We start from the raw sequence: 14,494 nt of genomic DNA on the forward strand, positions 1-14,494 counted from the left end.
ACCCGGGCGGCCCGGGTGCCTGCGCGCGGTTGGGGGCCGGTCAGCTGTTGGCGTTGAGGACGGGGTAGAAGCCGGAGGCGTGGCCGGTGGCGGTGGGGTGGTAGGACTCCCAGGTCGGCGAGATGACGATGGAGTGCAGCCAGTCGTCGCCGGAGCAGAGCTCGTGCCCGTTGAACGTGGTGCGGACGTCACCGAAGGTGAAGCCGTGCGCGGCGGCCCTGCTCTGGATGACGCCGTCGAGGACGTCAGAGGCCTCGTCGATCTTGCGGTGCTTGGTGTCGCTGAGCCCGATGCAGAAGACGTTGAGGGTGTAGAGGTGCGGGTAACCCAGCACGACCACCTTGGCGTTGGGGGCCTTGGCCCGGATCGCGTCGTAGGTGGCGTCGAGGCGAGCGGGCAGGGTGTTTTGCGCGTAACTCTCGGCCTGGTTAACCCGGTTGACGCAGTCGGAGTCCGAATCCGTGGCACAGGCCGTCATGACGTCGGCGAAGCCCGCGTCATTGCCGCCGATGGTGACGGAGACCAGGGTGGTGGAGGAGTTCAGGGGGCCGAGCTGCGAGTTCGTCACGTCCGTGGTGACCGCGCCGGAGCACGCCGTGTCCGCGAAGGACGACGGGGCGTGCGCGTTCTTCCAGAGGTAGGGGTAGGAGCTGAAGCTGCGGTGGCAACTGCCGCTCGCGCTGTCGTAGTTGCCTGCGCCGTTGCCGGCGGAGTACGAGTCGCCCAGCGCGACGTAGACCGGGCCGGCGGCCTCGGCCGGAGCGGCCAGACCCAGGCTGGTGAGTACTGCGGCGCCCAGGATTGCGAGCACGGACAGCGACTTGGTCGATCTCACGGAACCTCCAGAAGCGGAATGTCGGATTCCATCGGGCGGTACACGAAAGGAGCGAGTGGGTGAGGTGGGCATGACATGTCACGCTCTCTTGGCACTCCGGGTCCGCGCCCTGGTCTCAAGGGGCGGGACCAGGGGTGTGCGCATGGGGAGGGCTGCCGCGAGAGGGTGGTGAGATGCCCAGGTGGAGCCGGTGGGAGCGGTGTGGGTGCCGTGGCCGACGCGGCCGGGCGGGACCCTCAGCGCATGCCGGTGCTGTACGTGTTCGGCGTTCCGGTCAGGGGCCCTGGAAGTGGGAGTTGAGGTACGTGCGCCGCTGGCGGCACGGGTGAATGTCCTGGCGCGGTCCGGTGTCCTGCCGTGCGCCTCGCCGCACTCGGTGCGGACGCGGCTGTCGGCGGTCGTGCCGGAGTCGCGGGTGTCGTGCGCGCCGTGGCCGCGGCGTGCGCGACGGCGGTGGGGCGGCGGCCTGTGCGAGGTGCTCTCGATGTGTTGCGGCTGCCGGGAGTTCCGTTCGTGTGTCCTGTGGCGGTCACGCCGCCGCGGGAAGCGGTGGCGGCGGTGGAGCGGGGCTCGGCGGACGTCGGGTGATTCCTCGGCGAGGACCCGCCCGGGGAGGTGGGGGTGTGTGGCGCGGGACCGGTGCGAGCGGTGAGGGGCGTGGGTACGGTTGCCGCTGTCGGGCCGGACGCTGTGGCGATCGGTCCCTTGCGTCTCGCGGTGCTGTGCTTCTTGATCCGCATGCGTTCCTCCTGTGGGGGGATGCGGGTCAGAGGGGCGAGTGGGTACAGCGCGAGCCCACCGGTGGGTGGGTTGGGCGTGTTCCTGACAATTTCAATTCAGAAGTATCGTGAGGTAAGGGGGCGTCGGCAAGGCATCGGTCACAGAATTTACGCGCGTAACACCTGCTCTCCAGCGCACCTCCGGCAGCCTCGACCCCCGCTGCGGGCGCACGCGTCGCGGGGTGTCGATGGGCGCAGGCTGAGGCGGGCGTGTGGCAGCGTCTGCACAAGTCACTGCTGACCGAGCGGCACGCGGTCGGCGCCCTGGACTGGTCGAGGCGGTGATCGACGGCTCTCACGTGCGTGCCATGCAGGGCGGCCGAAAACTGACCGGAGGTGCCCCGCCGGCCCGCGGTGCTGGACAGCATCCGTCGGGCGCACGCGCGCGGCGCGCGCCTGGTCGGCTTCTGCAGCGGCGCCTTCACCCTGGCCGAGGCCGGAGTCCTCGACGGCCGCCGGGCCACGGCCCACTGGCAGTGGGCGGATGCGTTCCGCTCCCGCTTCCCCGCCGTCCACCTCGAACCGGACGTACTGTTCGTGGACGACGGCGACATCCTCACCGCGGCGGGAAGCACGGCCGCACTCGACCTCGGGCTGCACGTGGTCCGCCGCGACCACGGCGCCGAGATCGCCAACTCCGTCAGCCGGCGACTGGTCTTCGCGGCCCACCGTGACGGCGGGCCGCGGCAGTTCGTCGAACGTCCCATGCCCGACCTCCCCGGCGAGTCCCTGGCGCCCGTTCTGTCCTGGGCGCAAGAACGGCTCGACTCGCCCCTCACGATCGCGGACCTCGCCGCGCGCGCGGCCGTCAGCCCGGCGACCCTGCACCGCCGCTTCCGGACGCAGCTGGGAACGACTCCGCTGATGTGGCTCACGGGGGAACGGCTCGCCCTGGCCTGCCGGTTGATCGAGCGGGGCGAGTCACGCTTCGAGGTAGTCGCACGGCAGAGCGGGTTGGGCACCGCTGCCAACCTGCGCACGCTGATGCGGCGCGAGACGGGCATCACTCCGTCGGCGTACAGGCGCAGGTTCGGCCCCGAGGCGAACTGACGCCAGGCACGTCCATGCCGGCAAGGCGGCCGAAGGGGCACGCGACCGAGTCCGCCAAAACGAACCCGCGCTCAACGCAAGGGGTGCGGCAGCGGTCTCTCAGTTCTCCGGTGGCGAGCCCGGCCGGGTCGGTGTGGACGGCGTGGCCGGTTGTCGCAGCAGTTGGTCGGTGAGGCGTTCTTTGGCGAGGGCGAGGCGGCGCCGGTAGGTGCCGTAGGGCACCCCGAGCCGCCGGGCGGCGGCCTTGTGGGTACGGGAGGCCGTGATGTAGGTGGCGGTGAGAGCCTCGTGGGCTTTGACGCCCGCGGGGTCGGTCTGTATCGCGTCGAGGGCGGTGATGACGGCGCCGCGCAGGTCCGCGGCCGGGTCGGGTGAACCCGGGGTGACGAGATGGGAGTTCAGCAGGCGGCTGGTGGCGAATTCGCGGGGGGTGCGCCAGGTGCGCAGCGCCTCGAGCACGCCTTCCGCGAACGCCGCGCGCGGCAGCCGGCCGCCTGGGGCACTCGTGGTGGCAGTTGCGGGCCACGTCGCCACGGGTGCGGCCGCGGCACGAGCCCGGTGCTGCACCCACTGCCTCACTGTCTGCCGTCGCCAGTCCCGGCCGAAGATGTGCTGTTGCCTCCCGCCGACGTCCACGGCCGCGAGCTCCGGCATTCCGGCCGCGGCGAGGTAGCGCCCCCACCGGTCGGCGTCCTCGAAGACGGTGAAGGTCACCGCGCGTCCGTGGGCCCGCATCTCCTCGCCGACGGCGCGCCGGCTGATGAGCTCCATCAGGGGTGAGGGCCGCTGGTGCCCGCCGGGTTGCACCGCGAAACGGCGGATGCCCAGGTGCTGGCCCGGCCGCAGGGGAGCGGCCGCCTCCACGAGGTCCCAGACCGCTGCGATCACCGGGTCCGCCGCGAGGTCCTCGGGCCGTGGCGCATCCAGCCGCAGGCCGGCCATGAACGACACGGGTGCGGACGAGCCCGCGTAGCGGTGGACGCGGAAGGCCTCCGGCTGGCGCCGCACCCAGTGCGCGACCACGGCCGCCGACGCCGGGCCCTCCGCTTCCTCGGCCATGCGCAGCACGCCGGGCACGTCTTCGGTCCGGAGCGGAGTGTCTTCGATGTGCGGGTGCGTCCGGTAGTTGTAGAGGTTGTCCGGGCCGCCGTGGTTGCGGAAGAGGAACATCCACTCCGCGACCCGCAGCAGTGCGTCGTCCTCGGCTGCGCCGCGTACGGCCCGCAGGCCCGCCAGCGATACGCGGACGCGGACGTCGTCGTATCGTGCGGGGTCCCGCCAGCGCAGGTCGGCCTCGAGGGTGGCCCGCACCGCGTCGTGCGGGTGCAGCCCTTCGGGCGTGGCCTCGATGTAGGGCAGCTGACGCAACCAGGAGAACACCGTCTCGGTGTCCTCGTCGCCCAGCACCGCGCGCAGCAGGGGCTCGCGGGTGACGTAGGCCTGCACGACGACCTCGAGGGCTCGCCGGTGGACGGCGCTGGGCAGGTCGCCCACCAGCCGCTCGACCAGGGTCGTCAGGACGTCGCCGGCCGGCTCCCACGGTGCGCCGGGTGCGGCCGGTGGCACGGAGGCGGCCAGTGAGAGGGCGAGCGGGCTGCCTCCCGCGAAGGCGACGAAGGCGTCGCACTGCTCGGCGGGGACGCCCCGAGCGGCGAGCAGGGCGCGGGACTGGGCGGCGTCCAGCGGCCGCACGGGCAGCGCGGTGAACAGCTGCGCCCATCCAGGATCCAGCGACCATTCGGCGTCGGGGGCGACCCTGCTGGCCACCATGACGATCGCGTGGTCGGCGAGCCGCAGCAGGAAGGTCTCGCGCAGCCACGCCTCCAGTGACTGACACTGCTCGAAGGTGTCGATGAGCAGCACGGCGCCGGGTTCCGCGCACGCCGGGGCCGCGGCTTCCTCCAGCCGGCGCGGGTCGGCGTCGAGGAACCGTCCGTCCACCCGCACCACGCGGCGTCCGGAGAGTTCGGCCTGCCGGGCGGCGTAGCGCAGCAGCGAGGACTTGCCGATGCCGCCGGGGCCGTGGAGGTAGGCCACGGCCGGCGCGTCCGCGGCGCCCGACAGCATCCGGTCGAGCACCGTCCGCTGCGGTTCCCGGCCCACCAGCGCATCGGCTCGTGCCGCGGCCAGCCGGCCCGCCAGTCCCGCCGCTCCCAATCCGCGCTCCTCTGCTTCTGTGCTGCCGCCACGTCCTGGACACTGTCGGCCTGTCCGCAACTGCGCCGCCGGGCTGCTCATCATGGCTGCACCGCTCAGCCCGGCTACGTGATCGGAGCGGTCACGCCGACCTCTCGAAGGGCGTCCAGGCCCGGTGAGGGGCGGTCAACGGTCCGGCTTGCCGGCCCCGCGGGCTACAGGAACTCGCTTCGGTAGGCCGGGGCCAGCTCGGCCGCGCGGCGGCGACGCTCCGCGAGCTCGTCCTGCGACAGCCGCGGCGGCGGCGCGTCCTTGCCCGCGACGACATCACCGATGCGCAGGAAGTACTCGTCCTGGCCGGCGGGGGTGCACATGCACAGCATGCGGGCCGGCGCACCCGAGGCGTTGCGGAAGTTGTGCGGCGCGTTGGCCGGGATGTTGATCGTGGACCCGGCTCCCACGACGTGCTTCTGGCCGCGGAAGGTGAACTCGATCTCGCCCTCGAGGATCGTGAACATCTCCTCGAAGTCGTGCCGGTGCGGCGGCGGGCCGCCGCCGTCGGGCACGCGCATGTCGATCAGGCAGTACCGGCCGTCGGTCTGCTCGCCGGTGATCAGCATGGCGTACGTGTTGCCCACCAGCGAGACGTACGTCGTACCGGGGTGGTCGGGATTCGCCACCGTCAGCGAACGGGACGGATCGTCCTCGGGGATCATCGCGGTCGTCTCCTCGGAGGTCGGTCAGGCGGGGGTCGGCAGCCGGGCGCGGCGACGACCTGGCCGTTGGGCAGCGCGCCTGGGTGGGGCCGCCTGAAGGGCCGTCAGCTCGGCCGACCGCACCGGCAGGGCGGTAGATCGTCGACGGCTTGAGTGCAGCCCAGATTAGGAACGGCCGTGCGTAGAAAGCGTGTACATTCGCGACACCGAATGGGATTCCGGCGACATCCACAACGGCGCGGAGGACACATGAGCAGCAGGCCGCGTTTCCTCGGCCCGGGCGGCAGGACGGGTACGTTCACCGTCGACGCCGACACCACCGGCACCGGTCGGGAAACGTGGGAGCCGTTCATCGACACCTGGAACGACCGCATGGGAGACCTGTACCCCCTGCCGGAATTCAGCCCTTCCACGATCGACGGCTTCCGGGGAACGATGCGCTCGGTGACCCTGCAGGACACCGCCGTCAACGAACTCTGGGGCTCGTCACCCGTGAGCACCCGGGCAGTCGGGACGCACGAGCACGACGAAATCAGGCTGTACGTGGGGCTGCGTGGCGCAGTGGCCCTGCGGGACCCGCACGACCACGGTGGTGACGCCTATGTCTCGGCCGGCACCTACTTCATCCACCACGTCGTGGCGGAGAACCACTTCCACACCACGCCGGAGATCGGTACCCGCATCTTCATCTTCCCCGGCGACGCCCTGCGGTCCCTGGTCGCCGGGAAACCGCGCGCCGGGCAGGCCGTTTCACCGGCGGCGCAGATCCTGATGGCACACACCAGCATGGTGCAGCGGACCGTGAGCGGGCTCAGCCCGGCGGGCGCGCACGCGTCCCGCAACGCCCTGCTCGAACTGGCCAAGGGGCTGGTCCTCGACCACTTCGACGACCGCGAGCCCGCCTTCACTCCGGCGCTGGCCCAAGCCGCCAAGGACCTGGCCGATTCCCGCCTCACCGAGGCCGACCTGTCGCCGGCCGCGATCGCCGCACACCTGCACGTCTCCCTCCGCACCCTGCAGCGCGCCTTCGCGAGTCTGGACGAGTCGTTCAGCGCCTACATCCGCCGCCGGCGCCTGGAGGAAGCGGCCGTGGCGCTCACCGCCACCGGATCACCACTGAGCGTCTCAGAGGCCGCCGCACGCTGGCACTTCACCGACAGCAGCCACTTCATCCGCGCTTTCAAGAAGCAATACCGGGCAACACCGGCGCAATTCGCACGCCGACCGGCCTGAGGACTCGGGCTCCTCTCCGTCCCCGTTCCGGTTCACCGGCGACTGCCGCGGCCGGCCCGGTGTCTGGTCGCCTCCTGGCCCTGGCCCGCTGCGGTCTGCGGACCCCGACGGGCACCGGGTTCTCATGCTCCACCTTTGCGGCGGCGAGACCCGGCCGAGCGAGGCGGTGTCGAGCGCATGTGGTCGCGCACCGGCGCCAGCAGGTCGGCGAGAGTCCTGACGTCGTCGCGCGAAAGCGGCTCGAACAGGAGGCCGCTGACCACCTCGACGTGCCCCGGCAGCACCTTCGCAAGCAGCTCACGCCCGGCGTCGGTGATGGTGACGGTGATGCTTCGCTCGTCGTCCGGCGAGGGAGCGCGGACGACCAGGCACTCCTTCTCGAGCAGGCCTACCTGGTACGTCAGTCCGCTGCGGCTGTAGACGACGCCGTCGGCCAGGTCGGTCATGCACTGACTGCCCGTCGGCGAGTCTCCGAGGCGGGCCAGCAGCTGGAACTGCACATAACTGAGATTGCCGCTCTCGCGCAACTGCTGCTCGACCGCGTGCCGGAGCAGGCTGGTCACTTCGATGAGGTCGAAGTAGGCGCCGAGCTGTACGGGGTCGAGCGGCGGCGGTTGATCAGACATGACCGGAGTCTACTGCTTCGAATTCGAAGAGTGTGGCGTCTCGCTGTTCCGATGTCGTGACCTCCCGGGCGCACGGTGTGGGCAGCGTTGGGCCCGACTGAGCACCGCGGAAGATGGAGATCGGGCAGGGGTGGGGCGCAGGGTTGCGGAAAGGAGGACGGCGCCGCCGCCCGCGAATCCGGAGGACCGGTCATGAGCATCCCCTGCCTCAGGCAACGCGAGGACCGGCAGCTGCTCGCCGAAGCCGCGAAACTCTCGGGCGATGTCGTCCTCGGCCCTCTCCGGTGACGGCACCGGAGCCCGGCCGCAGGGAAGAACCCCAGGCCACGGCGCCGGGATGAGCGCCGCCGCGTGGAGTCCGGTGTCCTTGGCCGTCGTGAGCGCCGGTGCCGGCTATCCGCATCCGACTCGCCTGCTCGCGGACTGGGCCGCCGAGGCTGTGTGCCGTTCACTGGCGGCGGGTGGTGCACGCGCCGAGGTCGAGGTGGTGGAGCTGCACCGGCTGGCGGCCGACCTCGCCCAGTGCTCCGTCCACGGCCGCGCCAGCCTCGACCTGCGGGAGGCGGTCGCCGCGGTCATGGCGGCGGACGGGCTGGTGGTGGCGACCCCGGTGCTCACCGCATCTGCGAGCGAGGTGTTCGACTCGTTCTTCGCCGTCCTCGGGGACGGAGCCCTCTCCGGCATGCCGGTGCTGCTGGCGCTCAACAGCCACTCCCGCCGGCAGCCACCCGACCTCACACAGGTCGTACGCAGCCGGCTGACCGGCGTGCACGCCGACCCCGTGCCCACGGTGGTCGTCGCAGGCCCCGCCGACTGGCAGACCACGACTCACAGCGACACGACGCGGCTGCACGCCCACATGGACCGAGCCGCCACGGAACTCGCCGCGGCGATGCGCTCACACCGGCAGTGACCGACAACCACTTGCTTCGAATTCGAAGCAGAGATATTGTCATCGCAGTTGCTTCGAATTCGAAGCAGCTTGGATCGCAGTGAAGGTGAGAACCGTCATGAAGGCAGTGCGTTTCCACGAGTACGGTGACCCCGGCGTCCTGCGCTACGAGGACGTGGAGCTTCCCGTCCCCGGGGCCGGTGAGGTCCGCATCCGGGTCGCCGCGACGTCGTTCAACCCCGTCGACGGCAACATCCGCGGCGGCTTCATGCGTGGCCCCATCCCGGTGGTGCTGCCGCACACGCCCGGCATCGACGTCGCCGGCACCATCGACGCGCTCGGCGAAGACGTCGACGGCCTCGCGGTCGGCGACCAGGTCATCGGCTTCCTGCCGATGGACAAACCAGGCGCCGCCGCCGAGTACGTCCTCGCCCCGGCCGGGATCCTCGCGGCAGCACCGAAGAGCGTCCCGCTGGTCGATGCCGCCGCGCTGCCGCTGGTGGGTCTGACCGCCTACCAGGCGCTGTTCGACCACGCCAAGCTGACCGCCGGGCAACGCGTGCTGGTCAACGGCGCGGGCGGCGCGGTCGGCCGCTATGCCGTGCAGCTGGCCAAGAACGCCGGCGCCCATGTGATTGCCACGGCCGGCCCGCGCAGCAGCGACGCGGTCACATCCGCCGGCGCCGACGAGGTCATCGACCACACCACCACCCGCCTGACCGACGCGGTGACCGAGCCGGTCGACGTCGCACTCAACCTCGCGCCGGTCGATCCGGCCGAGCTGGCCGCACTGCTCACCCTGGTCCGACCCGGCGGCGTCGTCGTCAACACCACGGTGTGGATGCCCGCCCCCAGCGACGAGGAGCGCGGCGTGCGCGGCATCGACCTGTTCGTCAACAGCGACGCCGACCAGCTGGCGCAGCTGGTCGCGCAGGTCGACCGCGGCGAGCTGCGCGTCGACGTCGGCGAGCGGGTGCCGCTGGCCGAACTGCCGGCGCTGCACGCACGAGCCGCCGAAGGCGCGGTGCACGGCAAGGCCATCGTCGTCCCGCCCACCGCCTGACCCCGGAAGGCAGGGACCACGTCACTCGGTCCGGCTCCCGGAACCGCCGCGGCGCCGGCCCCGATGGCCGCCGCCACGGCGGACCCCACGCCACCGGCCGTAGGCGACGTCGCGGCGCAGCGCGCCATGTGGGAACCGACCATCGGCGCCGCGGGAACCGCCCAGCCGATCCCCGTCGACGTCAAGACCCGCGAGCACTACGCGACCGCCGGCGACGGCGCGTAGATCCGGATGCGCTGGTACGCCGAGGACGGCGCCGCGTCGCCCGCCGCGCAGGCCCGTGTGGTGCGGGGCAGGGGCGCGGGCCGCGCAACGGTGCTCAGCGGACGCGGCCGGTGCGGGGGCGAACCCGAGCGGCGGTACGGCAAGCCTTTCGACTGCGGTCGAAATGTGTGACTGGTGCGCGCCGTCCGCTGCAGACTCGGTGAGCGGAGTCAGCCTGTGAAAACCGAGGGGGAGTACATGCGCAGGGAAAATCGGTCAGGCGGGGGCACGAACGCCAGGAAGGCCGGCGTGCTGCTGGCGGCCACCGCGCTCACCGTGGGTGTCGCGGTGGCGACCGCGCCCTCCGCGGCTGCCGCCAGTCCGTGCTGGTACAGCGGCACCCACTGGTGGTGCGACAACGTCTCCGGCGCACCGGTGTACGGCACGGTCGGCGACAACCACATCTACCCGGACCCCAATACCGTCGTCGGCTACATGTACTCCAACCCGAGCTGGTTCTACTGCAAGGAAGACGACCAGGCCTGGGTGGGAGGGCCGCATTCCACACGCTGGGAGATGACGGTCGCGGACAACGGCCAGCTGGGCTTCATGAAGGACACGGCGATCTCGAGCGAGACCGACCCGCTCCCGAACTGCTACGGGTGATCTGCCCGGCGCGCCGGGCAGGTTCCTCACAGGCTGCCTGCAGCGCCGGGGCACCGGCAAGGCTCCCGGCCAGTTGGCCGACCCTGCCCACTCCTGCCGCGCCCTCTGGCGCCCGTTCACATGCGTATACGCAAGAACCTTGCTGCCCCGGTCAGCGCCGCGGCGCTGACGCCGACCCTCGAAACCCCCACCGCGCCCGGCGCCTCGGCGGCCTCCGGCTGCTGGTACTCCGGCAGCGAGTGGTGGTGCAACAACGTGCGGGGTGCCGCCGTCTACGAGCCTTCGGAGACCGACGGATACCCACGCGCTGTTGTCGTCGTCGGCTGCATGTACTCCAGCCCGAGCTGGTTCCGCTGCCGCCGCGACGACGGCCCCTGCATCGGCGGATCGCACCCCGACCGCTGAATTCCGGCTCGAATTGCTGCTGCGCTTGGCTCCCTGCCGATGTACGACCGCTCGTGGCGGCGCAGGCCCGGAGACCGAAGTGTTCAGGGCGTTGTACGCGGCGCCGAACGAGGTGTCCTGCGGGTGCAGGGTGAAGACGGCGACGGTCGACCGGTCACCCGCCCCCACGGTCCCTGCGGTGTGCAGTGCGGGCCGGGTGAGGTCGACCCCGCGTCGGGGCCGGCCGCGGCACGAGGGGCCGGCCCCGACGCGTGCGTCAGCAGTTGCGGACGGACCAGACGGGGTCCCAGTTCTGGGTGCCCACCTGCGGCGGGGAGAAGGCGCGCAGCACGTTCCCGTTGGCGTCGTAGAGGTAGGAAGTGACGGACCCGGTCTGCTTGTTGAGGTAGTAGCCGTCGCCGTACCAGTTGGACAGGTAGTAGCGGTTGCAGTTGTAGAGGTAGAAGATCTTCCACTTCGAGACAGTCGGGTCCCACACCTCGAGGCAGAGGTTCCCCGGCCCGCAGGTGAACGTCTGGTCGTCGGTGCGGTAGCTGACGTCGGTGGCCGGAGAGATCGTCGGAGAGACGGCGGCCGCGGTTTGTGCATGGTCACTGGTACGGGGGCCGGGGGCGGTTGCCGCCTGTGCCGGTCCGGTGGCGAAGACGGCCATCAGCATGCAGACCAGCACGCCGATGATGCCGAGCAACGAGCGCTTCGCGCGCATGGATGAGACCTCCGTCGGGACGACAGCGGGACGTCTGACAGCGGCACCGATCGTGCCCTGACGGCGACGATCGCCGATCGCGCAGGCCCAGTAGAAGCCTTTCGAACCTGCTCGAAAGGCCGGTGTCCCCGTGCGCGGTCACACCGCCCCCACCGACGACCAACACGCCCAGGTCGCAAGCCTGTTGCAGCACGGAGCGATCGACAGGACCCCACTGGTGCGGCCCACGGCTCCCGTTGACGCCGCCTGCACCGACCGCCACCGTGGTCCGGTCACCCACGAGGAACAGGCGTGACCCGGACACGGTCATCGGACCGTGGACAACCACGACACGCGCATGCGCCAACACCGCCATGCCGGACGGGAGACTGTCGAACCATGCGTACGAAGCGCTCACTTCTCGGACTGTGCGCCGCCCTCACGATGGTGCCGGCCCTCCTCGCCACCCAAACCGCGCAGGCCGCTTCGGCCTCGCACGGCACCTCGGACGGTCACGTCATGACCATGCCCGCGGCGCCGCAGACGGCGGCTCGCCCGGCGACGCTCCTGGCCGTCGCCCCGTCCACCTCACCGGCCGTCCGCACGGCCTACGCCGGTGCCGGTGGGGGCGTGTACTGCCAGAGCGGTTACTTCTGTGCCTCGGTCTGGGACCCGACGGCCGGCAAGTTCAAGATCTTCTTCTTCTACTCCTGCAACCGCTACACCCTCTCGAACTGGAACGACTGGGCCGAGGCACAGAACAGTCAGACCGGAGGCGCCGTCGCCAGTCTCTACGGCTCCGGCGGTGGCCTGCTGCAGACCGTTCCGGCCGACAACGCGGTCTACGCCGTCAACTGGTCGCCGGTCTATTCGATCCGCAACTGCTGAGCCGGACGGGCGCGATTCAGGTAGGTTCTGGCCGCGAAGGCGACGACGAGCAGCGGGCCGATGCCACCGCGTCCCGCGCCCCGCGTGCCGCTGCCAGCGTCCGCGTGCACCCACGACGGTCGCCCCCGGGCGTGGGCCGTTGCTCACCGGCACCGGCCCACGCCGTCGATCCACTCCGTGAGGATCTCCGTGCACCACTCGGCCATCCAGTCCAGTACGCCGGACACGGTCTCACGGGCCGCAGGACAGATCCCTCTCCGTCCGTCATCCTGCGTCCGCGTCCAGCAGCCGGTGGCCCATGGCCGTCACCGAGTGCCGTACGAACTGGCCCTCCCGGTGGCTCGCCACCAGTCCGCCGTCCCGCAGGACGGCGAGCTGGTAACTGGCACTGGGAAGGGCGATGCCCACCACCTCCGCCACTTCGGAGGTGGTGCGGGCCCGGCCGCGTGCCACCTGGGCCAGTACGGAGGCCCGGGTACGGCCGAGCAGGCGCTCCAACCCCCCGCCGTTGAGGGCGACCGCGTCGAAGGGCCGCGCGGTGACCGGATGGACGAGGACCGGGCCGAGGGTGGGATCGGCGAGCGCGGTGGGCCTGCGCCAGCAGAAGTAGGACGGCAGGAGCAGCAGACCCCGGCCCTCCAGGTACAGGTCCCGCTCGACAGGATAGTCCACCTCCAGGACGGGTGAATTCCACCGGGCGAACGGCTGCAGACTCTCCAGCAGAGCGCGGACACCGCCGTCGAGGAGGGTGCGGGCCCGCAGGTCGACCTCGTCGTGCACGGCTTTGCGAACATGTCCCCACCGCGGTTCGAGCAGTGCCTTGAAGGAGACCTCCAAGGCCTTGACCAGGTGTCCCATGTTTCGGTCTCCCGGCTTGCCGAGCGTCGTCGTCCACGCCGGCAGTGGGCGGGTGGTGGCGAGGATGCCCAACTCCTGTTGCAGCCGGCGGCGGGGTGTGGCCCGCACCTGTTCGAGCGCCGCGGGCAGACCTTCGTCCGAGACCGGCGGGGTGAGGAAGTCGGGGATGTAGCCGACGGGTGGGACAAGCGTCCCCAACAAGTACAGGGCGCGACGCGCCTCCGGATCCCGAACCGTCCGCTCGAGAACACCGCGGCGCCACGCACCGAACTCCAGCGGCCCTTGATTCGTGACCAGCCGGCAGGCGGCACAGACCAGCTCCCACAGGGGATCGGGGCGCCGGGCCACGCGGATGCCCTGTAAGTCGACCGGGGTGAAATGGATACGGAGCATGCAGGCCTCTTTCGTCGTGGGGGGTTGGCCGAGGCGATGCGGGACAAGGATCATCAAAGGGGTACGTGTCATGAAAGGGGACGAGCGGCAGGTGCCGTTGGTTGACTGTGCTGTTGCCAACCCCGGCCCCGACCGCTTGAGCCGACGTCTTTCCGCCACCGGCCGCATACGGCCGCACTGACCGGTGCCGGCTGTGGGGGAGCGGCGTCGTCTGCTCCTGCCGGCAGCACACGTCGATGCCCTGTCGCACGAAGCCGGCCGCCTGTCCGAGGCCCGCCGAGTTCCGGGCTGCCCGCTGTTCTCAGGACCTACGAGGTCCGTCGAAGGGGAGATCACCGAAGCGCGAGCCGCCGCCCCGACTCTCCCCGCGCCTCTCCGGCGTCACTACGCCCGACCCGCTCCACGAACTTCGAAAGGTGGTCAATCTGGCCCCGTACGACTGGTTCACCGCCTTCGATCCCGATCAGGACCGCGACTGCGACCGCCCCCTCCTCCGCCTCCGACCGCGGACCCCCGCCAACGCCCGCCTCGAAGGGGACGACTGAGCCGGGCGTATCGCAGTGGCCCGCCCTCGACCACGGGACTGTAATTCGTTCGGTGCAACTCCCGATCACGGAAGATGCACCGATGACCAGTGAGAACGTGGCCGAGCAGGGGACAGTCGAGTCCGCGGCGGCTGTGTCGGCGAAGGCCGTGGACGACCGGCTGATCGACGAGTTGGTGAGCCGGGCTCGGGCAGAGGGCTTGCCTGCAGCTGACGGGTGAGGGCGGACTGCTCCAGCAGCTGACCAGGCGGCTGCTGGAGTCCGATGTGGAGGGCGAGATCACCGACCACCTGGCTATGACAAGCACGACCCGGCAGGCAAGGACGGGCGCAACTCCCCGCAACGGCAAGCGCGCCAAGACCCTTCTGACCGAGATCGGGCCGCTGGAGCTCCTGTCCATCCCGCACCCGCAGAGGGCCGTAGCCCCAAGTGTCCCCTCCGGCCCACCTGTTCCCGGACGCGACGAGGGCGGTGTGCGGCAGAATGACGCCCACCGATGTGCCATAGCGCAACCGTGACC

Annotated in this window: 15 protein-coding genes and 1 pseudogene; 10 read left to right on the plus strand and 6 right to left on the minus strand. The window is 71.0% G+C overall.

The window, feature by feature from the left end:
- Positions 1-40: 40 nt before the first annotated feature.
- Positions 41-835 carry an SGNH/GDSL hydrolase family protein gene (locus AB0P24_RS40130; protein ID WP_365802996.1) on the minus strand — a complete coding sequence of 265 codons (795 nt, stop codon included), beginning with the start codon at positions 833-835 and terminating at the stop codon, positions 41-43.
- Between the two features lie 1,112 nt (positions 836-1,947).
- Between AB0P24_RS40130 and AB0P24_RS40135 the strand changes: the two are divergent.
- Positions 1,948-2,664, plus strand: a pseudogene (locus tag AB0P24_RS40135) (helix-turn-helix domain-containing protein); the annotation flags it as partial.
- 99 nt (positions 2,665-2,763) lie between these two features.
- Here the strand turns inward: AB0P24_RS40135 and AB0P24_RS40140 are convergent.
- Entirely contained in the window at positions 2,764-4,821 is a 2,058-nt protein-coding gene (locus AB0P24_RS40140) for an ATP-binding protein (RefSeq protein WP_365802998.1), read from the minus strand.
- Between the two features lie 194 nt (positions 4,822-5,015).
- Positions 5,016-5,516: a cupin domain-containing protein gene (locus tag AB0P24_RS40145; protein ID WP_365803000.1), complete on the minus strand. Its 501-nt coding sequence runs from the start codon at positions 5,514-5,516 to the stop codon at positions 5,016-5,018.
- Between the two features lie 249 nt (positions 5,517-5,765).
- Here AB0P24_RS40145 and AB0P24_RS40150 point away from each other — a divergent pair, with 249 nt between their 5' ends.
- Entirely contained in the window at positions 5,766-6,749 is a 984-nt protein-coding gene (locus AB0P24_RS40150; RefSeq protein ID WP_365803001.1) for a helix-turn-helix transcriptional regulator, read from the plus strand.
- Positions 6,750-6,871: 122 nt separating this feature from the next.
- On the opposite strand, the gene AB0P24_RS40155 is transcribed toward AB0P24_RS40150, so the two are convergent.
- Positions 6,872-7,375, minus strand: coding sequence for a MarR family winged helix-turn-helix transcriptional regulator (locus AB0P24_RS40155; protein WP_365803003.1), 504 nt, complete (start codon positions 7,373-7,375; stop codon positions 6,872-6,874).
- 361 nt (positions 7,376-7,736) lie between these two features.
- Here AB0P24_RS40155 and AB0P24_RS40160 point away from each other — a divergent pair, with 361 nt between their 5' ends.
- The 5 genes from AB0P24_RS40160 (at position 7,737) to AB0P24_RS40180 (ending at position 10,605) form a co-directional block, all read left to right on the plus strand.
- A complete protein-coding gene (locus AB0P24_RS40160) occupies positions 7,737-8,288 on the plus strand; it encodes an NAD(P)H-dependent oxidoreductase (protein WP_365803005.1) in 552 nt (183 codons plus the stop codon).
- A 97-nt stretch (positions 8,289-8,385) separates the two neighbouring features.
- Positions 8,386-9,330, plus strand: coding sequence for an NADP-dependent oxidoreductase (locus tag AB0P24_RS40165; RefSeq protein ID WP_365803007.1), 945 nt, complete (start codon positions 8,386-8,388; stop codon positions 9,328-9,330).
- 63 nt (positions 9,331-9,393) lie between these two features.
- The gene (locus AB0P24_RS40170; protein ID WP_365803009.1) at positions 9,394-9,555 is read left to right on the plus strand and encodes a hypothetical protein; all 162 of its coding nucleotides are present in this window, start codon (positions 9,394-9,396) and stop codon (positions 9,553-9,555) included.
- A 237-nt stretch (positions 9,556-9,792) separates the two neighbouring features.
- Positions 9,793-10,200: a hypothetical protein gene (locus AB0P24_RS40175; protein ID WP_365803011.1), complete on the plus strand. Its 408-nt coding sequence runs from the start codon at positions 9,793-9,795 to the stop codon at positions 10,198-10,200.
- Positions 10,201-10,320: 120 nt separating this feature from the next.
- A complete protein-coding gene (locus tag AB0P24_RS40180; protein ID WP_365803013.1) occupies positions 10,321-10,605 on the plus strand; it encodes a hypothetical protein in 285 nt (94 codons plus the stop codon).
- 256 nt (positions 10,606-10,861) lie between these two features.
- Here the strand turns inward: AB0P24_RS40180 and AB0P24_RS40185 are convergent, their stop codons facing one another.
- On the minus strand, positions 10,862-11,311 hold the full coding sequence (locus AB0P24_RS40185; protein WP_365803015.1) for a hypothetical protein: 450 nt from the start codon (positions 11,309-11,311) through the stop codon (positions 10,862-10,864).
- A gap of 378 nt (positions 11,312-11,689) precedes the next feature.
- Here AB0P24_RS40185 and AB0P24_RS40190 point away from each other — a divergent pair, with 378 nt between their 5' ends.
- On the plus strand, positions 11,690-12,178 hold the full coding sequence (locus AB0P24_RS40190; RefSeq protein WP_365803017.1) for a hypothetical protein: 489 nt from the start codon (positions 11,690-11,692) through the stop codon (positions 12,176-12,178).
- A 264-nt stretch (positions 12,179-12,442) separates the two neighbouring features.
- Here AB0P24_RS40190 and AB0P24_RS40195 read toward each other — a convergent pair whose 3' ends face one another.
- Positions 12,443-13,429 carry a helix-turn-helix domain-containing protein gene (locus AB0P24_RS40195; RefSeq protein WP_365803019.1) on the minus strand — a complete coding sequence of 329 codons (987 nt, stop codon included), beginning with the start codon at positions 13,427-13,429 and terminating at the stop codon, positions 12,443-12,445.
- Between the two features lie 416 nt (positions 13,430-13,845).
- Between AB0P24_RS40195 and AB0P24_RS40200 the strand changes: the two genes are divergently transcribed.
- Both AB0P24_RS40200 and AB0P24_RS40205 read left to right on the plus strand, forming a co-directional pair.
- Positions 13,846-13,974 carry a hypothetical protein gene (locus tag AB0P24_RS40200; protein ID WP_365803021.1) on the plus strand — a complete coding sequence of 43 codons (129 nt, stop codon included), beginning with the start codon at positions 13,846-13,848 and terminating at the stop codon, positions 13,972-13,974.
- A gap of 254 nt (positions 13,975-14,228) precedes the next feature.
- On the plus strand, positions 14,229-14,492 hold the full coding sequence (locus AB0P24_RS40205) for a hypothetical protein (protein ID WP_365803076.1): 264 nt from the start codon (positions 14,229-14,231) through the stop codon (positions 14,490-14,492).
- Positions 14,493-14,494: the final 2 nt, after the last annotated feature.

The sequence above is a fragment of the Streptomyces sp. NPDC086519 genome (assembly GCF_040686075.1).
In the GTDB taxonomy this organism is placed as follows: Bacteria; Actinomycetota; Actinomycetes; order Streptomycetales; family Streptomycetaceae; genus Streptomyces; species Streptomyces shenzhenensis.